At 40.1% G+C, this 20,097-nt stretch carries 22 protein-coding genes; 19 read left to right on the forward strand and 3 right to left on the reverse strand.

The annotated features are described in order from the left end of the window. The first annotated feature begins 10 nt into the window (after positions 1 to 10). The 9 genes from Q3C15_RS04520 to Q3C15_RS04560 all read left to right on the forward strand — a co-directional run bounded on the left by Q3C15_RS04520 (position 11) and on the right by Q3C15_RS04560 (position 8,821). Complete coding sequence (locus tag Q3C15_RS04520; RefSeq protein ID WP_204779089.1) at positions 11 to 295, forward strand: lipopolysaccharide assembly protein LapA domain-containing protein; 285 nt, start codon at positions 11 to 13, stop codon at positions 293 to 295. Positions 296 to 298: 3 nt separating this feature from the next. Further along, positions 299 to 2,626: a single-stranded-DNA-specific exonuclease RecJ gene (gene recJ / locus Q3C15_RS04525; RefSeq protein ID WP_302704378.1), complete on the forward strand. Its 2,328-nt coding sequence runs from the start codon at positions 299 to 301 to the stop codon at positions 2,624 to 2,626. 25 nt (positions 2,627 to 2,651) lie between these two features. Next, positions 2,652 to 3,170, forward strand: a complete 519-nt coding sequence (locus tag Q3C15_RS04530) for an adenine phosphoribosyltransferase (RefSeq protein WP_057827901.1) — start codon at positions 2,652 to 2,654, stop codon at positions 3,168 to 3,170. Between the two features lie 85 nt (positions 3,171 to 3,255). Continuing rightward, the gene (locus Q3C15_RS04535; protein WP_057827902.1) at positions 3,256 to 3,405 is read left to right on the forward strand and encodes a teichoic acid D-Ala incorporation-associated protein DltX; all 150 of its coding nucleotides are present in this window, start codon (positions 3,256 to 3,258) and stop codon (positions 3,403 to 3,405) included. 17 nt (positions 3,406 to 3,422) lie between these two features. After that, on the forward strand, positions 3,423 to 4,958 hold the full coding sequence (dltA, locus tag Q3C15_RS04540; protein WP_302704380.1) for a D-alanine--poly(phosphoribitol) ligase subunit DltA: 1,536 nt from the start codon (positions 3,423 to 3,425) through the stop codon (positions 4,956 to 4,958). Next, positions 4,955 to 6,154 (forward strand): D-alanyl-lipoteichoic acid biosynthesis protein DltB, encoded by a 1,200-nt coding sequence (gene dltB, locus Q3C15_RS04545; RefSeq protein ID WP_283596363.1) that lies wholly within the window; start codon positions 4,955 to 4,957, stop codon positions 6,152 to 6,154. The genes dltA and dltB overlap by 4 nt, the downstream gene beginning before the upstream one ends. 28 nt (positions 6,155 to 6,182) lie before the next feature. Beyond that, positions 6,183 to 6,413: a D-alanine--poly(phosphoribitol) ligase subunit 2 gene (dltC, locus tag Q3C15_RS04550; protein WP_057827905.1), complete on the forward strand. Its 231-nt coding sequence runs from the start codon at positions 6,183 to 6,185 to the stop codon at positions 6,411 to 6,413. Further along, positions 6,413 to 7,699 (forward strand): D-alanyl-lipoteichoic acid biosynthesis protein DltD, encoded by a 1,287-nt coding sequence (gene dltD, locus Q3C15_RS04555; protein ID WP_302704384.1) that lies wholly within the window; start codon positions 6,413 to 6,415, stop codon positions 7,697 to 7,699. Before dltC ends, dltD begins: the two co-directional genes overlap by 1 nt. An 81-nt stretch (positions 7,700 to 7,780) precedes the next feature. After that, on the forward strand, positions 7,781 to 8,821 hold the full coding sequence (locus Q3C15_RS04560; RefSeq protein ID WP_302704385.1) for a serine hydrolase: 1,041 nt from the start codon (positions 7,781 to 7,783) through the stop codon (positions 8,819 to 8,821). 179 nt (positions 8,822 to 9,000) lie between these two features. Here the strand turns inward: Q3C15_RS04560 and Q3C15_RS04565 are convergent, their stop codons facing one another. After that, the gene (locus Q3C15_RS04565; RefSeq protein ID WP_283596367.1) at positions 9,001 to 9,903 is read right to left on the reverse strand and encodes an FAD:protein FMN transferase; all 903 of its coding nucleotides are present in this window, start codon (positions 9,901 to 9,903) and stop codon (positions 9,001 to 9,003) included. Between the two features lie 13 nt (positions 9,904 to 9,916). Then, positions 9,917 to 10,474, reverse strand: a complete 558-nt coding sequence (locus Q3C15_RS04570) for a hypothetical protein (protein WP_278852153.1) — start codon at positions 10,472 to 10,474, stop codon at positions 9,917 to 9,919. A gap of 175 nt (positions 10,475 to 10,649) precedes the next feature. On the opposite strand from Q3C15_RS04570, the gene Q3C15_RS04575 reads away from it, so the two are divergent. From Q3C15_RS04575 to Q3C15_RS04600, 6 genes are all read left to right on the forward strand, one after another. Next, positions 10,650 to 12,722 carry a penicillin-binding protein 2 gene (locus tag Q3C15_RS04575; protein ID WP_302704410.1) on the forward strand — a complete coding sequence of 691 codons (2,073 nt, stop codon included), beginning with the start codon at positions 10,650 to 10,652 and terminating at the stop codon, positions 12,720 to 12,722. 187 nt (positions 12,723 to 12,909) lie between these two features. Next, on the forward strand, positions 12,910 to 13,059 hold the full coding sequence (gene rpmG, locus Q3C15_RS04580) for a 50S ribosomal protein L33 (RefSeq protein ID WP_057827910.1): 150 nt from the start codon (positions 12,910 to 12,912) through the stop codon (positions 13,057 to 13,059). Positions 13,060 to 13,179: 120 nt separating this feature from the next. Next, positions 13,180 to 13,839: a rhomboid family intramembrane serine protease gene (locus tag Q3C15_RS04585; protein ID WP_278852155.1), complete on the forward strand. Its 660-nt coding sequence runs from the start codon at positions 13,180 to 13,182 to the stop codon at positions 13,837 to 13,839. Positions 13,840 to 13,854: 15 nt separating this feature from the next. Continuing rightward, positions 13,855 to 14,073, forward strand: coding sequence for a YqgQ family protein (locus tag Q3C15_RS04590; RefSeq protein ID WP_057827912.1), 219 nt, complete (start codon positions 13,855 to 13,857; stop codon positions 14,071 to 14,073). Between the two features lie 10 nt (positions 14,074 to 14,083). Next, positions 14,084 to 15,046, forward strand: coding sequence for an ROK family glucokinase (locus tag Q3C15_RS04595; protein ID WP_302704390.1), 963 nt, complete (start codon positions 14,084 to 14,086; stop codon positions 15,044 to 15,046). 28 nt (positions 15,047 to 15,074) lie between these two features. Beyond that, positions 15,075 to 15,491 carry a rhodanese-like domain-containing protein gene (locus tag Q3C15_RS04600; protein WP_278852210.1) on the forward strand — a complete coding sequence of 139 codons (417 nt, stop codon included), beginning with the start codon at positions 15,075 to 15,077 and terminating at the stop codon, positions 15,489 to 15,491. Between the two features lie 151 nt (positions 15,492 to 15,642). Here the strand turns inward: Q3C15_RS04600 and Q3C15_RS04605 are convergent, their stop codons facing one another. Next, positions 15,643 to 15,819: a DUF3042 family protein gene (locus tag Q3C15_RS04605; protein ID WP_064485250.1), complete on the reverse strand. Its 177-nt coding sequence runs from the start codon at positions 15,817 to 15,819 to the stop codon at positions 15,643 to 15,645. Between the two features lie 129 nt (positions 15,820 to 15,948). Between Q3C15_RS04605 and miaA the strand changes: the two genes are divergently transcribed. The 4 genes from miaA to glnA all read left to right on the forward strand — a co-directional run bounded on the left by miaA (position 15,949) and on the right by glnA (position 19,986). Then, a complete protein-coding gene (gene miaA, locus Q3C15_RS04610; RefSeq protein ID WP_302704392.1) occupies positions 15,949 to 16,881 on the forward strand; it encodes a tRNA (adenosine(37)-N6)-dimethylallyltransferase MiaA in 933 nt (310 codons plus the stop codon). Then, positions 16,881 to 18,143, forward strand: a complete 1,263-nt coding sequence (locus Q3C15_RS04615; protein ID WP_302704394.1) for a methionine gamma-lyase family protein — start codon at positions 16,881 to 16,883, stop codon at positions 18,141 to 18,143. The genes miaA and Q3C15_RS04615 overlap by 1 nt, the downstream gene beginning before the upstream one ends. A 79-nt stretch (positions 18,144 to 18,222) precedes the next feature. Further along, the gene (locus Q3C15_RS04620) at positions 18,223 to 18,612 is read left to right on the forward strand and encodes a MerR family transcriptional regulator (protein WP_057827916.1); all 390 of its coding nucleotides are present in this window, start codon (positions 18,223 to 18,225) and stop codon (positions 18,610 to 18,612) included. Between the two features lie 30 nt (positions 18,613 to 18,642). Beyond that, positions 18,643 to 19,986, forward strand: a complete 1,344-nt coding sequence (gene glnA / locus Q3C15_RS04625; RefSeq protein WP_064213210.1) for a type I glutamate--ammonia ligase — start codon at positions 18,643 to 18,645, stop codon at positions 19,984 to 19,986. Positions 19,987 to 20,097: the final 111 nt, after the last annotated feature.

The following is a 20,097-nucleotide window of genomic DNA, read 5'->3' on the forward strand; positions in this document are numbered from 1 at the left end:
AGAGGTTAGATTGAAAAAGAAATTAAGTTTGATTGGAGTTATTGTCTTACTGTTAGTTGTGGCAATTTTTTCAATCTCAAATATGCAAAGTGTTTCTGTAAACTTTTTTGTGGCCAAGGTTAAAATTCCCCTTGTGATTTTAATCATCATTTCAATTTTAATTGGAGTGATCATTGCGATGCTGTTCTCAGTATCCTCATCATTTAAGCACAAGAAGCAAATCAAGAACTTGAACAGTCAAGTAAAAGATTTACAGGAACAGGTTGCAGGAAAGTCAGATAATAAAGAGGAATAAGATTTGATTACTTCAAATTATGATTGGAAAATGGCGGTTTCCAAGCTTGATGATCAGCAAATCAATGAGCTTGCTCAAACCTTGCATCATTCGCCGCTGCTGATTAAAATTTTAGCTCAGCGCGGAATGGAAAACGCAAATCAAATTAAAGATTTTTTAGAGCCGCAGGGACAATATGTTCACGATCCGTATTTGCTTTGTGATATGGAAAAGGCAATTGACCGGATCCAACAGGCGATCATTGAAAATCAGAAAATTTTTATTTATGGTGACTATGATGCGGACGGAATTACCAGTACGGCTGTAATGTATGAAACACTGCTTCAGTTGGGGGCGGATGTTCAATATTTTGTTCCCGACCGGTTTAAGGATGGATATGGGCCGAACTTAGCAGAATATCAGAATCTTGAAAAACAGGGAATGCAGTTGCTGATCACCGTTGATAATGGGGTTTCTGGATATGATGAAGTTCAATATTTGATGGATAAAGGCATTGATGTCATCATCACGGATCACCATGAATTGCCGGAAAAACTTCCGCCGGCATATGCAATCGTGCATCCAATGCATCCGAAGGGTAATTACCCGTTTAAAGGTCTTGCCGGCGTTGGGGTTGCGTTCAAGGTTGCGTGTGCCCTTCTTGATGATATTCCGCAAGAAGAGCTTGACCTGGTTGCAATTGGGACGGTTGCGGATGTAATGTCGCTGACGGATGAGAACCGGGATTTGGTTTCATTTGGAATTGAAGAACTGAAAACAACAATGCGTCCGGGGTTAAGCGCATTGCTTGAAGTTACGAAAACCAAGCCGGATGAAATTGATAGCGATACGATCGGATTTACCATTGCGCCCCGGCTCAATTCGCTTGGAAGACTTGAAAATGCCGCGCAAGGGGTAAAATTACTGACAACGCTTAATGAGAATGAAGCTACCCAACTGGCACAGCATACCCATGATTTAAATCAGCAGCGTCAAGATTTGGTTGCAACCATCACCAAGGAAGCCGAGCAGATTTTAAGTCAGACTGAACAACCGCATTTAGTAAATGTAATTGCTGGTCAGAACTGGCATGAAGGTGTTCTCGGAATTGTTGCAAGTCGGATTACGGAAGAAACGAAGCGGCCGACGATCGTTTTAACGTTAACTGAGGACAATTTGTATAAAGGCTCAGGCCGGTCAGTTGAGGGATTTAATCTTTTTGATGCATTTGATCCGCACCGGAAACTGTTTGAAAGTTTCGGCGGACATGCACAAGCGTGTGGTCTTTCGATCAAGCCGGATAACCTTGCTGGTTTTCAAGTGATTGCCGATCAAGAAGCAGAAAATCAACATTTTAACGGCAATGAGTGCCCAGTGCTTGAAATCAATGAAGAACTTCCAGCAGCTTCAATTTCGCTTGATTTGATCAATGAATTGAATTTATTAGCTCCATTTGGATGTGATAATCCGCGGCCGGTGTTTAAGATTACCGGAATTCAAAATCCCCAGTTAAAAGTTATGGGGGATCAAGGACAGCATTTTCGAATTAACTTTCAAAGCGGTCATGGCAGCTTAGCCGGGGTAAAATTTAACGCTTCCCCGGCTGAAGTTCACCAACTGCAAGCTGCCTCCCTTAATAGAGTTGAAATTGCCGGTGAATTAACAGTGAACCGGTGGCAAGGCCGGACGACTCCACAAATTCAAATTTGTGATTTGAGGACCGAAGCTGAAAATGAAATCAGCTCAAAGATAAAGGTGATCGATCACCGCTTTACAAGTTCGCCGAATAAATTTAATTCAGAATTTGTATACGGCTTTTTCAATTTGAAATTATTGAAGCGGGTTGCAGCTCAGGTAGCTTCAAACATTAAATTGATTTCGTTGACTGATCAGGAGCCAATCGTGGGTAACACATTAGTGATTGTTGACTGTCCGCCATCGATTTCAGCGTTTGAAAGTTTAGTTGACCGGTTGCAAGTCAAGCAGATTGTATTAAAATGTTATACGCAACATAATATTGCTTCCAAGCCGTTGCCAAGTCGACAGGATTTTGGAAAACTATATCGTTTTACAAGTACGCATCACGATGTTGATTTAAGAAAAGATTTAGAAAAGTTAGCAAATTATTTGAATTTTGACAAAGAATCACTTGTTTTCATGATTCAGGTGTTTTCTGAGGCTAAATTTGTTAAAATTAAGAATGGTCTGTTAACCGGAACACCATCCAATCAACGAATTGAATTGACCAAGACAAAGCGTTATCAAGCACGCGTTGCCGAAATACAGGCACAACAATTATTTTTAAATTCAAAAACAGCGGATTTGCTAAAGCGATTGAATTTAACAATATAAGTATTTTGATTTAAGGAGAAACATAATGACATTAGATTTACATGATTATGTGGCAAGTATCCCAGATTACCCTGAAAAGGGTGTATTATTCCGTGACATTTCACCATTGATGGCCGATGGTGAAGCTTATCATCAAGCAACTGATCAAATCGTTCAGTTTGCTCGCGATAAAGGAGTTGAAATGATTGTTGGACCTGAAGCCCGGGGATTCATCGTCGGTTGCCCGGTTGCATTCGAATTAGGGGTCGGCTTTGCACCTGCCCGGAAAAAAGGTAAATTACCGCGGGAAACCGTTAAGGCTGAATATTCACTTGAATATGGAAAATCAGCTCTTTACATGCACAAGGATGCAATCAAGCCGGGGCAAAAGGTTTTAGTTACCGATGATCTTTTGGCAACTGGCGGAACGATCAGTGCAACAATCGACTTGGTTGAACAATTAGGCGGAATCGTTGTTGGGTGTGCATTCATTATTGAGTTAAAGGATCTTCATGGCCGCGATAAAATTAAAGGTTATGATATGTTAAGTTTAATGGAATATTAAAATTGATTTATCCTGATTGATATATCTTTATTTTTTAAATCATTTAGGATATAATCGTGGCAATGTTGAAGCAAGGAGGATTGCGATGAAAGAGAAGTTGCGTGCATTCTGGCAAAAAGATTGGGTCCGTTTCATTGCACGGACTGTCTTTTACTTTGTCGTTTTGTTTGCTCTAGTATACATGTTTAGTTACAGTGGACTTACACAGCCACACTTTATTTATAACGAATTTTAAACAGGAGAGATGTTGAGATGGAAGCAAATTTGATTGCTCAAATTGACCAGTTTGCAGTTAGCCATCCGGATAAGTCTGCTTACGATTACCTTGGGACCGAAAATACCTATGGTGATCTGAAGAAGTATTCGGATGCACTTGCAGACTATATTTTAAAAATGGATTTGCCAGCAAAAGCACCGATTGTAGTATTTGGGGGACAAACTTTTGAAATGATCGCAGCTTTTTTAGGAGTTGTTAAATCAGGTCATTCATATGTTCCAGTCGATGTTAATTCATCGTTATCACGGTTGGAATCAATCAATGAGATTGGGAAACCGGCATTGTATATTCAAGTTGAAGATTTACCAGCTGATATGCCGGCGGTTAAATCAATCACCAAGGCAGAGTTAAATGATATTTATACTCACGGTGAATTTTCAGATGAAATTAATTCAACATCGTTTGTTGATGGGGATGATACGTTCTATATCATCTTTACGTCTGGAACAACAGGGAAACCTAAGGGCGTTCAAATTAGCCACGATAATTTGAAGAGTTATGTTAACTGGATGCATTCCGATGACTTTGGAATCAAAGCCGATGGAATCTGCCTTTCACAAGCACCATACTCGTTTGACCTTTCAGTTATGGACTTATATCCAACGTTGACAGCGGGTGGCAAACTTGCAGTTTTGCCAAAGAAGACAACCGATAACTTTAAGGAATTGTTTGAAGTTTTACCGAAACTTCACATCAATGAATGGGTTTCAACCCCATCATTTATGGATATTTGCTTGCTTCAACCAACATTTGATGAAAAGCATATGCCTGAATTAACTCATTTCTTATTCTGTGGAGAAGAGTTAACTCACACTACGGCAGCCAACTTAAAGAAACGGTTCCCGCATGCCCGAATCTTCAATACGTATGGTCCAACTGAAACGACCGTTGCAGTTACTCAAGTGGAGATTACGGATGAAGTCTTGGCAAATTATAAGCGGCTTCCAATCGGGACCCCGAAAGCGGACACCCGAATCATTTTAGTTGATGATGATGTTCACCAAGTTGGCGATCACGATGAAGGTGAAATCGTAATTGCTGGTCCGAGCGTTTCAAAGGGCTATATCAATAACCCTGAAAAGACAGCTAAGGCGTTCTTGGAAATTGAAGGAACCCCGGCATACCGGACAGGTGATTTAGGTCAATTTGATGAAAATGGCCAGCTGCTTTATAAAGGACGGATGGACTTCCAAGTTAAGGTTCACGGTTTCCGAATCGAATTGGAAGATGTTGATCACCATTTAGGTCAAGTTAGCTTGATTTCGCAAGCAACAACCGTTCCAAAATATGATAAAAACCACAAAGTCAGTCAATTAATTGCTTACATTGTTCCTGAAGACAATGATTACGAAGATGAGTTTAAGTTGACTCAGGCAATTAAGAAAGAACTTCAGGAAATTATGATGGCTTATATGATGCCACAACGTTTTGTTTACGTTGATTCATTACCATTAACTCCGAATGGAAAAATTGACCGCAAATCATTAATGAAAGAGGTTAATAACGAATGATCAATATTCAACCGTATCAAAATCCTGAATATTTCATTCTCTTAGTAATTGGATTGCTTCCAATTATGATTGGATTATTGTATGGCCGGCGTTTCAGAACTTATGAAACATTGATTTCAATTGCGTTCTTAGTTTTGACGTTTGGTGGAGTTAAGTGGCATCAAGGAATCGCGCTGATCGGTTACGTGATTTTTGAACTGCTTTTGATCGGATGGTATTTCAATTATCGGCAAAAGCATAATAAATCATGGGTCTTCTGTTTAGCGGTGATTCTCGCAATCGTTCCGCTAGTGATCGTTAAATTAACGCCATTGTTTGACTTTGGCAAAGAATCGATTATTGGGTTCCTTGGAATCAGTTACTTAACGTTCCGGGTCGTTGGGATGATCATGGAAATCCGGGATGGAATGATCAAAGAATTTCATCCGTGGACGACATTGCAATTTATCATTTTCTTCCCAACAATTTCATCTGGCCCGATCGATCGTTATCGTCGGTTTGAAAAGGATTATAACAATGTTCCTGACCGAGAAAAGTACGTCAAGATGCTTGAAAAGGCAGTCCACTATCTTTTCCTTGGGTTCTTGTACAAGTTTGTAATTGCATACTTCTTTGGCCAATACTTGATGCCAAAAGTTGATGCATTGGCAATTGCGCACGGCGGTTGGTCAGTGTGGGTATTCTTACATGGTTACGTTTATGCGATGGACTTGTTCTTCGACTTTGCTGGATACAGTTTGTTTGCCGTTGCAACCAGTTACGTAATGGGAATCGAAACCCCAATGAACTTCAACAAACCATGGATTTCACACAACGTAAAGGATTTCTGGAATAGATGGCACATGACGCTTTCATTCTGGTTCCGTGACTACATCTACATGCGGTTAGTTTTCTTTATGATGAAGAAGAAATGGTTAAAGAGCCGGATCGCAATGGCAAATATCGGTTACTTAACATTATTCTTGATCATGGGCTTCTGGCATGGTGAAACATGGTACTACATTGCATATGGGTTATTCCAAGCAATTGCAATGATCGTCTGTGATGCATGGCAACGGTTCAAGAAGAAACACCGGGAGATGATCCCACACAACAAGTTTACCGAAGCATTTGCGGTTTTCTTAACGTTTAACGTGATGTGCTTCAGTCTCTTGATTTTCTCAGGATTCCTAAATACAATATTTTTTGTACACTAATCAATAATTAAAAAGTGAGGTTTTAACAATGAAAGATCAAATTTTAGATATTTTAGCTGATATTACAGGTAGCGATGAAGTTAAGAAAGATTTAGACGTTAACATTTTTGAAACAGGACTTTTAGATTCAATGGGAACAGTTCAATTGTTACTTGAATTCCAAAACCAACTTGGAGTTGATGTTCCAGTTTCAGAATTTGATCGTTCTGAATGGGACACACCAAACAAAATTATTGCGAAAGTTGAAAGCATGAAATAATGAAATTAAAGAAGAAACTGTTTGAGATTTTTGGACCAGTTGTTTGTGCAGCGGTCATCTTAATTGCGATTTTAGTTTCACCTTTTAATTTCCGAAGCTTTAATTCGAAAACGATTCGTGAGGCAGCTGTTTCCCAATCAACTAATATTTTTAAGGGAACGGTTGTTAAGCAAAAGGCGCTTGAAGAAGGTTATGTTCCATTTATGGGTTCATCAGAATTATCACGGATGGATCCAATGCACCCGTCAGTTTTGGCTCAAAAGTATGATCGGAACTACCGGCCATTCCTTTTGGGAGCTGCGGGTTCGCAATCCTTATCACAATTTTGGGGAATGCAAGGAATCAATAACCAGTTGAAGGGAAAAAAGGTTGTCTTTATTATTTCGCCGCAATGGTTTGTTAAACGCGGAATTAACAAAAATGCCTTTGCATTGTACTATTCAAATTTACAAGCCGTAACGTGGTTGAAGACAGCCAAGAATACCTTAATGGATCGTTATGCTGCACGGCGTTTGCTTGATATGCCGTCATCGCATTCTGATAAGATGATTGAACAGTGCTTATTACAGGTCGCAGCTGGTCAAAAGTTGAATAAGGCTGAAAAAATATACTTAGATTTGAAATATAATGAATTGATTCATGAAGATCAGTTATTCTCAACGATTGGGATGAACGATCGAGTTGCCAAAATTGACCGTGAAGCAAGTAAATTACCACAGCAATATAATTATCAAAAGCTGGATTCACTTGCTTATCAATTAGGGGCAAAGAATACGACAAATAATCCATTCCGGGTTGATAATGCCTTTTGGAATAATCGTTTAAAGAGCCAGGTTCCAAAATTACATGGCGAACAGGCCAAATTTGACTATGTTTCATCACCTGAATTTGGTGATTTCCAATTAGTCTTAAATCAATTCGCAAAGGATCATACTAATGTTTTATTTGTCATTCCGCCAATTAATGCACGGTGGGCAAAGTATACTGGTTTAAGAATGTCAATGATCAATGAATTTAATCAAAAGATCAAGTATCAATTGCAGAAACAAGGATTCAATAACATTGTTGATTTAACCAACGATGGAAAAGAACCATACTTTATGCAAGATACGATTCACCTTGGATGGCGCGGATGGTTGAAGATGGACCAAGCAGTTGATCCATTCTTATCAAACGATCAACCAGCGCCAGAATATCATATTGACAATTACTTCTACAATAAGAATTGGCAAATGATGCAAGGAAAGAAATTAAAACAATATTTGCAAACGCATCAAGCAAATTAAAACGGTGAGGCTGTAACTTGAGTTACAGCCTCATTTTTTATAACATAGAAACTATCAGAATAATGGTAAGGAAGATTATCTTTGAAACGTAAATTCTCTGTAAAAGTAATTTTCGGAATTCTTTTGACATTTCTATTTTTGAATTTTGGTCATTGTAATGCGGCCCCGGTCAATGATTCACCGGTTGCTAAACGCGATGCCGTAAACAGTCTCTTAGAAAATAATAAGGTCAACGGCGTCGTTTTATTTGGTGATTTGGCAACGAATCCAACCGTGGTCGAATGTAACCAGCCGGGAATGAAGCAAAATGACGTGATCACGGCTACGGGTCTATATCCAATTGCGTCATTGCAAAAGGTTTATACGGGAATTGCAATTCAAAAATTGATCGATGAGAGGAAATTATCACTGAATACCAAAATCAGTCAATTTTATCCATCTATTCCCAATGCGTCAAAAATCACCATTGAAAATTTGTTGACCCACCGTTCAGGGATTAAAGATCGGACAAGCGGTCCAACTGATTTATTGAAAAATCAAAAGGCCCAAATGAAATTTGCCCAAAAGAATCTTAATTCAACGGGGAAGACTGGGATTTGGAACTATTCGAACAGTGATTATGCATTGCTTGCCGGCATCATTTCGAAGGTTACGGGACAAAGTTATGAAAAATATTTATCAACGAATCTTTTCAAGCCGAATAATTTAAAAAACATCAAGTTTTATAATCAGGTAACGAATGCTTCGCAAATTACGAACGCGAAGGGATCGGGAAATGCGCAAAATAATCATTTAAATTTCGAAGAATTGAAAACCGGAATGTCTGGCGAACTTGGTGCCGGCGAGGTGTTTAGCAGCGCGCAAGATTACTGGAACTTCATTAGCGGCTTAGTTGCGGGAAAATATGTGCCGTTAAATAATATCATTTCGAATCCATATAATTATTATGATGGGGTTTATCTTGGAGATGGAATTATTCACGCTGACGGCTCAATTAATGGCTACCAAAGCTGTTTTATTGCTAATTATCGAACGAATCAGGCATTTATCTTCTTTTCAAATAATATTACGTTCGGGCAGATGTTGAATTTGCGGGAACAGTTATCAAATATTTGTTTATAAATGGCAAGAGGTTGTGATACAAATCGCAACCTCTTTGCTATATCCGCATAATCGGGTTCCAAAACAAACGATCTGTGTGGTGACGCGAAGCTAATTCGACAATCTCCGAATCTTTGCTGCGCGATTCGTTCGTTTTTCTGCTTCCACCTCGCTCGTTTTGATGTTTTGTCACACCTTCTTTATTTAAGAATTCGAATTTCATGATTTTGATACACAAAAACGGCTGCCATAAAATGGCGGTCTTTTTTTAACTTGTCAACTGGAATTTCAGGATTAAAAAACAAACGGGTCGACTCAATTTCGCCCCAAACTGATTGATCAGTAAAGACCGTTACTCCCATTAGTTGTGTTTTTAATGGGTACCCAGTTCGCGGATCAAGAATATGATGGTAAAAGTGGTGGTTTTCCGTAAAATTGCGTTCATAAATTCCGGAAGTGACCGCGGAACATGCTGGCATTCGAACGACTCGCAGGGCCTTCCCCCGTGGATTCCACGGATCTTGAATTCCAATCCGCCATTTTTGATCAGGGTGCAGCGGACTGTTTCCAATTGTTAACAGGTTCCCGCCAAGATCAATGATTCCCGTTCGAACTCCGAAGGCTGCCCAAAGATCTTTGAGCCGGTCAGCGATGTAACCCTTGGCGATTCCGCCAAGATCAAGTTGCATGCCAGCTTGCTGAAGGCCAATTAGGTTGGGAGTTTGGGTTGTAATTTTTTGCGGATCAATCTGGTGTAATAATTGGCGAATTTGGGTTTCGTCAGGCCGATGGGCGTTTTCAAACCCCACGTTCCATTCTTTAACTAGCGGCCCAATTGCCGCATTGAATCCCCATGATTTAAGACTGATTTTTTTTGCAAGGCTGACGAGATCAAACGTTGGGGTTGAAACTTCAACCATTTTTTGACCCGCAGCACGATTTATCCGGCTGATTTCAGAATCCGGCAGATAGATTGAAAATAATTTCTCATAGTAATCAATTAACTGTTTACTGGGAGCGAAAACTTGCTGATCAAATGAACTGAAAACGGTCAGTGTAATTTTGGTTCCTAAAGCTTTAAAGTGGGTTTGATACTTTTGCATCACTAACACCTACTTATAATTCAGATGCGCCAGAAATGGCGTCGCTGTCGTCGTCAGTATTAATATCGATCAGATCCTGTTCAATTTCCTGCCGGTACGTTTCAGATGATTGATCATGGTAGTGGAAATCATGATCTGGTTGCGTGGATTTTTGAAATTCGGATTCAATAAAACCGCCATACCGGTACTTTTTAATGATTTCAGTAATGTTTTCGCTAATTTGCAAACAGCCAAGATATTGTTGGTTTTCATCATAAATTGCAATGAAGGTCAGGTTATAGTATTCTTCCTTGACCTTTAATGCCCGCGAAATTTTTGAATTTTTTCCGTGTTTTAATTTTTCAAGAAAATCAAAGGTCGCAGGCATGGTTTTAAAAAATAAATGGGATGAGATTCGCTGATTAAGTTTTAAATCCGGATCGAGCGGATGAATGATCAATTTGATGCGGCCAGCAGAATCAATAAAAAGAACTTCGAAGGGAAGCGCCTTTAAAAGATTGACCAGTTCGCTGATTTTTAAATTTCCATTTTCAAAAAAAAGGGTATCGTTTTTAATAAATGTCTTCTTCATAATTTCTCCATAAAAATCTATAATTTGATTACCTTATTTAGATGGTTCGATTTGCTAATTTGTGATACCATGTATTAGGTATAGTTCAGCATTATCATATGCTGATTAAGCAGGAATTTCAATCAATGTTATTTTAATTGATTTAGTAATTAAGTGACGGTGAAATCTTTTGAAAATTTTTAAAAAACAACATAAATTATCAAAAAGTAATCGAAATGGACATAAAGCTGACAGTATTCCGTTTCGGTTAAATTTTTTATTCGTAATTGTGTTCTTACTTTTTGCAGCTTTGATTATTCAATTAGCCCATTTACAAATCATTGATGGGAAGAAATATGTTTATGATGCTTCAAACAGTAACATGCAAACCGAAACCAAAGATATGCCGCGGGGAATGATCTATGATTCTTCAGGTAAATTGCTGGTTTCAAATGATGCAGCAACGGCAATTACGTATACAAAGCCGCTTTCAGTTACATCCCAAGAAATGTATGACGTTGCGAATAATTTAACAAAGTATATCAGCGTTGATACGTCACAGTTAACTGAAAACATGAAGCAGGCATATTATCTTGGAAGCACGGCAAATGCGGAAAAAGTTCAAAAATATATTAAGGATGCCAACTCATTAAGCGGTTCTGCTCTTTATAAACAAGAAATGGCATACGTTAAGGATCATGGGTTGGTTAACAATCTTAGTCCGCAACAGCAACAAGCTGCCGTTTTGTACAATAAGATGGATGGGGCATATTCGCTTTCAACCGTAATGTTAAAAGCCAATGGTGTTTCAGCCGTTGAAATGGCTCAGGTTGGGGCGCATTTATCTCAGTTGCCAGGAGTTAAGATTGGAACCAGTTGGTCACGCAGTTATCCAGGCGGTGATTCGATCAAAGAAATCGCGGGGACAGTAACAACTGAAAAGCAAGGCTTGCCAAGTGACAAATTGAATATCTTGCTTGCAGAAGGTTACTCACGCAATGACAGTGTTGGTTCAAGTTACATTGAATCGCAATATGAAGATGCCTTGAAGGGTGACAGCGAAATCATTAAAGTTGAAACCCAAAATAATAAGATCAAGAAGGAAATCAAACAGTACGGCGGAAAGCCAGGGGACGATATCCAACTAACGATTAACGCTCAGTTCCAAAATGATGTGCAAAATATCATGAAGAGTTCGCTTCAAAGTGTTGCTGGCGGAAATCCGTATGTCCCAGGAGCCTATGCCGTGGTTATGAATCCACATACCGGTGCGGTTTATGCGCTTGCGGGAGTGAGTCGTGATATTCAAACCGGGAAGATTACTGATAACGCGATTGGTGCAATTAATCAGACCTTTGTAATGGGATCAGTTGTAAAGGGTGCAATGGTAATGGGAGCTCTTCAAGATGGGGTAATTACACCAACGAATAACACCCTTGAAGAACAACCAATTAAATTAGCCGGAACGGCACCGAAGACATCGTGGTTTAATAAGAGCGGTTCAGCTAACATGCCGTTAACAGCACCTGAAGCCCTGGAAGTTTCATCAAACACGTATATGATGCAGCTTGCAATGCTTGAAGCCGGACTCAAATATACACCGGGAATGTCATTAGCAAGTATGTCGCCATCGATTTTCACTAAGATGCGGGATAACTTTAATCAGTTTGGATTAGGGATTAAGACCGGCATTGATCTTCCGGGCGAATCAGCCGGATTTGAAGGGCCTTCAGCCAAGGCTGATATTGGGAAAGCTCTTGACCTTTCATTCGGGAACTATGATTCATATACAACATTGCAACTGGCACAGTACATCTCAACCATTGCGAATGGCGGTTATCGGTTGCAACCGCACGTCTTAGATTCGATCCATGATAATGGAAAAGACGGCAAGATGGGCAAGACGATTTATCAATTTATGCCAAACATTTTGAATGTTGTTCCGGGAACAGCTGCTCAATGGGATGTTGTTAAGAAGGGACTTTACCTTGTAATGCACGGAAATAATCCATATGTTACTGGGAAGTACTTGAATGGTGTTAAACCTGAAATTGCCGGGAAGACTGGGACAGCCCAGACATATTACAAGAATAATCCGACTGAAACGTTAAGCGGGGTAAGTTATGCTCCATATAATAATCCGCAAGTTGTAGTGGCAGTTGCATTCCCAGGAATGGCAGCTAATACAGAAAGTAAAGTTAACTTGGATGCAATCAAGCAGATTTATGCAGCTTACTGGAAAGATGTTCAGTCAAGTGACGGATTTTAATTCAATATTAGGTAAAAAGAAGGTGAAATTGATCACCTTCTTTTTTTATCTTAAAAACCGTGTCAAGGAATTTTCCTTAACAATTAGTAAAAAACGGTAGCAATATCTTTTAAAAGATGATATTATATTAACGTTGAAGGTTTAAACGCCTTATTAGACAGAATATGAAGAGTTGGAGGGTATTTCGATGCGTGTTAATATTACATTAGAATGCACAGAATGTGGCGAACAAACATACTTAACAAACAAGAATAAGCGTCACAATCCAGATCGCTTAGAACTTAAGAAGTATTGCCCACGTTGTCGTAAAGCAACTTTACACCGTGAAACAAAATAACAACAGGAATTAAACCCTGTTGTTTTTCTTTTAAAACGCTCATCCCCTTAAAAAAGGGATGTTTTTTATCACATCCTGATGTAATCGGTGTCATTAGTGCTGTGATTGAAAGGAAAAAGCATGAGCAAGAAAAGACCAAAGATGACGATTATGTTAATTGTCATTAATATCGCGATGTATTTATTAATGACAGTTGCAGGCGGTTCAACGAATCCGAATATTTTAATTGAATTTGGTGCGAAGGATAATGCGTTAATTGCGGCGGGACAAATTTGGCGGTTATTTACGCCGATGTTCTTGCATATTGGGTTTCAACATATTGTACTGAATATGGTGACCCTTTACTTTTTAGGGATGCAGATCGAATATTTATTTGGCCCGTGGCGTTTCTTAGTTATTTATCTGGTAAGCGGAATTTGCGGTAACATTGCAAGCTTTGCATTTACGCCAGCAATTTCAGCGGGCGCAAGTACAGCATTGTTTGGCCTGTTTGGCGCATACCTGATGCTTGGCGAATCATTTCGGAATGATCCGTATATTCGAACGATTGCAAAGCAATTTTTAGTTTTAGTTGTTTTGAATCTGTTAAGTGATTTGACCGGGTCAATTGATCTTTGGGGACACCTTGGTGGCCTAATGGGTGGCTTCTTATTAGGTTACATTGTTGGCGCTCCTCAAATTGGAAAAGTTGAAACGCATAAAAGATGGCTGGCCCTAGTTGGTTTAGTTCTTCTGTTTGCAGCAATTTTTGTCAGAGGAATACATACTGCTACGGCTTAAGATGGGGATGTTATTTTGAAAAACTATTATGACGTTCAGCAATTTTTAAAGCAGTTCGGCGTTTTTATCTATGTCGGCAAGCGGTTGTGGGATATTGAATTAACGGCAATTGAACTGGACCACTTGTATAAAGCCGGTGTTGTTGATCAAAAGACGTACCTCAATGCCAAACTTATTTTGGACAAAGAGCATCGCGAAGAAGAAAAACGCGAAGCGGCGAAAAAAGACATTTAGGAGGAGCATTATGGATAAAAAATTAATTGGGGTTGACCTTGGAGGGACAACGATCAAATTTGCAATTACAACTGAAGATGGTGAAATTCAACAACGGTGGAGTATTGAAACCAATATTTTAGATGAAGGAAGCCACATTGTTCCTGATATCATTGAATCAATCAACCATCACCTTGAGATGTATGGAATGAAGCCAGAACAATTCATCGGAATTGGAATGGGAACTCCAGGAACCGTTGACCTTGAAAAGGGAACAGTTGTAGGGGCCTACAATTTAAACTGGAAGACTGTTCAAAACGTTAAGGAAGAAATCGAAAAAGGCACAAACATCAAGTTTGCGGTTGATAACGATGCCAACGTTGCAGCCCTTGGTGAACGGTGGAAGGGTGCCGGCGAAAATGCCGACGATGTTGTCTTCATTACGTTAGGAACCGGTGTTGGTGGTGGAATCATTACCAACGGAAAGCTTGTTCACGGAATGGGTGCCGGCGGCGAAGTTGGTCACATGAACGTTCACCCAGGCGGTTACTTATGTACATGCGGGAACCGTGGTTGTCTTGAAGCTTATGCATCAGCAACTGGGGTTGTTCGGGTTGCTCGTGATATGGCGGAAGAATATGCTGGCAATTCAAAACTTAAACAATTAACTGATGATGGCGAAGAAGTTACATCAAAATTAGTCTTTGATTTAGCTAAGGAAAATGATCCATTGGCTAAAATGGTTGTTGACCGGGTATGTAACTACTTAGGTTTAGCTTGTGCAAACTTTGCAAGTATCTTAAACCCAAGTGCAATCGTAATTGGCGGGGGCGTTTCAGCTGCTGGTCAATTCTTGCTTGATCAAGTTCAAAACTACTTTAATGAATATGCATTCCCAACCATTAGGAGTTCAACTGAAATCAAGTTAGCTCAATTAGGAAATGAAGCCGGCGTAATTGGCGCTGCTTCATTAGCATTGAAGTTTAAGGACTAAGATTATTTGGTTATTTTGAAAGGAGCCAATTGAATTGCTTTTAGGAAAAGCCCACTCTGTTTTATTTTGGGTCGATATGATTTTAATTATCATTTTGTTATGGATGGTAATTAATCAAGTTGTAATTTTTGTTCGCAGTCGGCGGGCAGCCAAAATCGTCGATAACGAAGAATTCAAGAAGGCAATGCACCACGCTCAAGTTATTGATGTTCGCGAAGAAGATTCATTTAAGGCTGGACATATCTTAGGTGCGCGGAATATTCCATTTTCGCAATTTAAGATGTACATTGGCGGTATTCGGAAGGACATGCCGGTTTACTTGTATGAACAAGGAAAAGCCCTTGCTCTTCGGTGTGCGATCATACTGAAAAAGGAAGGCTTTGATAAGATCTTCGTTCTTAAAGACGGATACAATAAGTGGGACGGAAAAAAGAAGAAAAATTAAAAAGAAGGTATGACAAAACAATAAAAACGAGCGAATCGCGCAGCGTAGATTCGGAGATTTTTGAACTTCCTAACTTCGCGTCGCAGCTCGTCTGTTTTGGAACCCGAAAAAAAGGCTGAGATTGAAATCCCAGCCTTTTTTATTACCTTAATTAACGTTGATGAGCTGAACGACTCTTCCGAAGAGCACGACGACGGTGTTCTTCTAAGATTGCTTCACGTTCTTCCATTGGCTCAACAACTGTTTTCTTAAATGCATAAACGGCACCAGCAACAACGCCAACGGTTGTTACGATCCCAGTAAAGAATCCCTTACCAAATGATTTCATGGAAATTCCTCCTCAATTATTGGTATATTATCATTATGAATTAAATCGCCAAAAAATGCTAGGTAAAACTGTTAAAATTTAACTTGAATGATACAATTACAAGAGAAGTAAGGAGAAAGGAGTGGTAAAGTGGCGCAGAAGGTTTTAATGATCGTTGGGCCAACGGCGGTTGGAAAGACAACGTTATCAATTAAACTGGCTCAAAAATTTAACGGCCAGGTTGTGTCAGGAGATTCAATGCAGGTTTATCAAAAGCTGGACATTGGAACTGCCAAGGTCACTACTGAAGAAATGCAGGGAATTCCGCATTATTTATTGGATGAGATTTCAATTGACCAACGCTTTTCGGTTGCCGATTTTATTGACCGGACAAAAAAAGCAATTTCAAAAATCGCGGCTCAAGATGCGCTGCCAATGCTAGTTGGCGGAACTGGTTTCTATTTACAGTCGCTTATTGATGACTTTCATTTTGGAAATGATCAATATCAAGATGACCATTTGCGAAATCAACTTCATCAGTACGCCGAAGAACATGGGCAACAAGCACTGTGGGACCGGCTTGATCAAATCGATCCGGTGGCAGCTGCCAAAATCCCGGTTACCAATGAACGCCGGGTAATTCGGGCATTGGAAGTTTTTGAAAAGACCGGTAAGAAGTTTTCGGTTCAAAGGGATCACGCCAATGATACTTATGACTTTTTGATCATCGGGTTAAATACGGAACGGGCGGTATTGTATGAACGGATTAACCACCGTGTTGATTTGATGGTCAAGGACGGGGTACTTGATGAAGCTCGCTATTTATATGAAAATGGCGGAAGCAAATTACCGGCTGGAAAAGGAATTGGTTACAAAGAATTTTATCCATATTTTAAACATCAGGCTTCCCTTGAAGAATGTATCGCAAAAGTCAAACAGAATTCGCGGCATTATGCTAAACGGCAATTAACTTGGTTTCGCAATAAGATGGATGTTCACTGGTTTGATCTTGTTCAAAACTTTAACATGGATTATCTGCGAATTATTGAATTAGTTGAAAAATGGTTAAAGGAGAAAAAATAATGGAAAAGTGGATTGAAAAGTTTCCGCAGGATTTACAACAAAAGGTTGCTGAAGTTGATCAAATGATTGCGCCGCAATTGGCAGCAGTTGATGAAACGGTTTTGTATAACCAACAACGAATTTTGGATTTGTACCGTAAGCATCATGTGGCTGAAGAAGATCTCGTTGGTTCAACGGGGTATGGATATGATGATCTTGGCCGGGATAAACTGGAAGATATTTTCGCCGATTACTTTAAATGCGATGATGCCCTTGTGCGGCCGCAAATGGTTTCTGGAACGCATGCAATTTCAACGGCATTGTTTGCATCGTTAATGCCAGGCGATACTTTATATTACATGACGGGGATGCCGTATGATACGATCCAACAGGTAATTGGAATCGTCGGCGACAACCCAGGATCAATGAAGGAATACGGGATCAAGTTTGCTTATACCCCGCTTAAAGACGGGAAGATCGATTATGATGTAGTAGGGGCAAAGTTAAAGCAGGATAAATCGATCAAGGTCGTTGCCATTCAACGTTCGCGCGGATATGCTACCCGGGATAGTTTTACGGTTGCTGAAATCAAAGAGATGATTGAATTTGTAAAGGCGATTGCTCCGGAAGCAATTATTTTCATCGATAACTGTTATGGTGAATTCACTGAAAAGGACGAACCGACATTTTACGGCGCGGACTTAATGGCCGGCTCAATGTACAAAAATGCTGGTGCGGGAGTGGCCAAATCAGGAGCCTTCTTGGTTGGCCGGCATGATTTGATCATGCGTGCATCATCACGCTTATTTGCACCGGGTCCAGGGAAGGGCGAAGGCGCAACGTATGGTTATCAACGTGATTTTTATCGCGGCTTTTTCCTTGCTCCGCATACAACGGGCGAAGCCGTTAAGGGGGCAATCTTTACCGCCGCATTGCTTGAAAAGATGGGGGCAGAAGTATCGCCGAAATGGGATGCTCCGCGGACCGATTTGGTTCAAACGGTGATCTTCCATGAACGGGAAGCGATGATCAAATTCTGTGCAAGTATTCAGCATAATTCACCGTTAAATGCGTTTGTTGATCCGATTCCAAGTGAAATGGATAATTACGAAGATGAAATTATTATGGCATCCGGAAGCTTTGTTGAAGGTTCAACGATCGAATTATCAAGTGATGGGCCGTTGCGCGAACCGTATGCATTGTACATTCAAGGGGGATTATCATACGCTCACGTGAAGGTTGCAATTACCAATGCGGTAAACGAAACGTACTATAAAGCGTAAGATGTTATAAAATGTGACATAAGTTATTGACAGACTGATAGGTGATTGATATGATTGAACCAATGAGAGGAGGGTTGTTATGAAAGAAAAGGAACTACGTCGCTCCCTTGCTGTTCTTCCAATTGGAACGGTGATGAAGCTTACGGATTTAAGTGCTCGGCAAATTCGGTACTATGAAGAACAAGAATTGGTGATTCCCGAACGAAATGAAGGGAACCGCCGGATGTATTCATTAAACGATATTGATAAGTTGCTTGAAATTAAGGATTACCTTGCAGATGGGTATAATATGGCTTCAATTAAGAAGGTTTATGCTCAAAAGGCAGCCGAAGAAGAACGGCGGCGCGAAAAAATGGCTCAGTCTTTGTCAGATGACGCTGTTCGGAAAATTTTGCGCAATGACTTTGTCAACGCTGGTGGACTTAACCGGCATAGCAAACCTTCGATTCGTAACAATCGGACGCTCTAATTTATCAATTTTAAAAGGAGCCTATTAATAATGGTTAAGCATGATTATACTAAGGCCGATATTCGGCGGATGGCTAAAGAAGAAAACGTTCAATTTTTGCGGTTAATGTTTACTGATCTTTACGGAACGATCAAAAACGTGGAAGTTCCGATTAGCCAATTAGATAAGTTGCTTGATAATAAATTAATGTTTGACGGTTCTTCAATTGACGGCTTTGTTCGGATTGAAGAAAGTGATATGTGGTTATATCCAGACTTGTCAACCTGGATGATTTTTCCATGGGGAAGCGAACACGGAAAGGTTGCCCGGATCATCTGCGAAGTTTACACAGCTGACCGCAAGCCATTCATGGGCGATCCGCGGAATAATTTGATGCGCGTCTTGGATGAAATGAAAGCAGAAGGGTTCACCGACTTTAACATTGGTCCGGAACCTGAATTCTTCCTTTTCAAACTTGATCCAGAAACCGGCAAACCAACGATGCATTTGAACGACAACGGCAGCTACTTTGACTTTGCTCCGGTTGACATGGGGGAAAACTGCCGGCGGGAAATCGTCCTTGAACTTGAACGCATGGGCTTTGATGTTGAAGCATCGCACCACGAAGTTGCTCCTGGTCAACACGAAGTTGACTTTAAGTATGAAGATGCTTTGCATGCTTGTGACAATATTCAAACCTTTAAGTTAGTTGTTAAGACCGTTGCCCGGAAGCACGGCTTGCATGCAACATTCATGCCTAAACCATTAGCTCAAGTTAACGGCTCTGGAATGCACATCAACATGTCACTTTTCGATAAGAACGGCAATGTCTTCTACGATGAGAATGGCGACCAAAAGTTATCTCAAAAAGCATACTACTTCTTAGGCGGATTATTGAAGCACGCCCGGAGTTTTACGGCAATTACCAACCCAACCGTTAACTCATACAAACGGTTGGTTCCTGGATTTGAAGCTCCGGTTTACGTTGCATGGTCAGGTCGGAATCGCTCACCATTAATCCGGGTTCCAATGGCACGTGAACAAGGCACCCGGTTTGAATTGCGGTCAGTTGATCCGTCAGCTAACCCATACATGGCGATTGCTGCGATTTTGGAAGCCGGCCTTGATGGATTACGGAATAAGATTGAACCGGCTGCATCCGTTGACCGGAATATCTATGCAATGGATGAAGAAGAACGGCGTGAAAATGGCATTAAAGATTTGCCATCAACATTGCACAATGCCCTTAAAGAATTGAAAAATGATGAAGTAATTCAAGGCGCTCTTGGGGAACACCTCTTCAACAATTTCGTTGAAGCAAAGACACTTGAATGGGATTCATACCGGCAAGACGTTTCACAATGGGAACGCGACCAATACCTTGAATTGTATTAAAATCAATTTGAAAGTGATTAAAGACTGTGACGGATGTCACAGCCTTTTTGTTATCTCCAGATGATCGTGTTTTAAACTCTTTGATCAGCAATAAATGAAATCTTCATTAGA

Source organism: Ligilactobacillus sp. 110_WCHN, assembly GCF_030518115.1.
GTDB lineage: Bacteria > Bacillota > Bacilli > Lactobacillales > Lactobacillaceae > Ligilactobacillus > Ligilactobacillus aviarius_C.

What these genes read in the sequence shown, in the direction of transcription:
- dltA (WP_302704380.1), top strand. Translation starts at nt 3,423, where the DNA reads ATGGAAGCAAATTTGATTGCTCAAATTGACCAGTTTGCAGTTAGCCAT.
- Q3C15_RS04565 (WP_283596367.1), bottom strand. Translation starts at nt 9,903, where the DNA reads ATGCAAAAGTATCAAACCCACTTTAAAGCTTTAGGAACCAAAATTACA.
- glnA (WP_064213210.1), top strand. Translation starts at nt 18,643, where the DNA reads ATGGTTAAGCATGATTATACTAAGGCCGATATTCGGCGGATGGCTAAA.
- Q3C15_RS04530 (WP_057827901.1), top strand. Translation starts at nt 2,652, where the DNA reads ATGACATTAGATTTACATGATTATGTGGCAAGTATCCCAGATTACCCT.
- dltC (WP_057827905.1), top strand. Translation starts at nt 6,183, where the DNA reads ATGAAAGATCAAATTTTAGATATTTTAGCTGATATTACAGGTAGCGAT.
- Q3C15_RS04570 (WP_278852153.1), bottom strand. Translation starts at nt 10,474, where the DNA reads ATGAAGAAGACATTTATTAAAAACGATACCCTTTTTTTTGAAAATGGA.
- Q3C15_RS04605 (WP_064485250.1), bottom strand. Translation starts at nt 15,819, where the DNA reads ATGAAATCATTTGGTAAGGGATTCTTTACTGGGATCGTAACAACCGTT.
- Q3C15_RS04585 (WP_278852155.1), top strand. Translation starts at nt 13,180, where the DNA reads ATGAGCAAGAAAAGACCAAAGATGACGATTATGTTAATTGTCATTAAT.
- Q3C15_RS04535 (WP_057827902.1), top strand. Translation starts at nt 3,256, where the DNA reads ATGAAAGAGAAGTTGCGTGCATTCTGGCAAAAAGATTGGGTCCGTTTC.
- dltD (WP_302704384.1), top strand. Translation starts at nt 6,413, where the DNA reads ATGAAATTAAAGAAGAAACTGTTTGAGATTTTTGGACCAGTTGTTTGT.
- Q3C15_RS04595 (WP_302704390.1), top strand. Translation starts at nt 14,084, where the DNA reads ATGGATAAAAAATTAATTGGGGTTGACCTTGGAGGGACAACGATCAAA.
- rpmG (WP_057827910.1), top strand. Translation starts at nt 12,910, where the DNA reads ATGCGTGTTAATATTACATTAGAATGCACAGAATGTGGCGAACAAACA.
- Q3C15_RS04620 (WP_057827916.1), top strand. Translation starts at nt 18,223, where the DNA reads ATGAAAGAAAAGGAACTACGTCGCTCCCTTGCTGTTCTTCCAATTGGA.
- dltB (WP_283596363.1), top strand. Translation starts at nt 4,955, where the DNA reads ATGATCAATATTCAACCGTATCAAAATCCTGAATATTTCATTCTCTTA.
- Q3C15_RS04615 (WP_302704394.1), top strand. Translation starts at nt 16,881, where the DNA reads ATGGAAAAGTGGATTGAAAAGTTTCCGCAGGATTTACAACAAAAGGTT.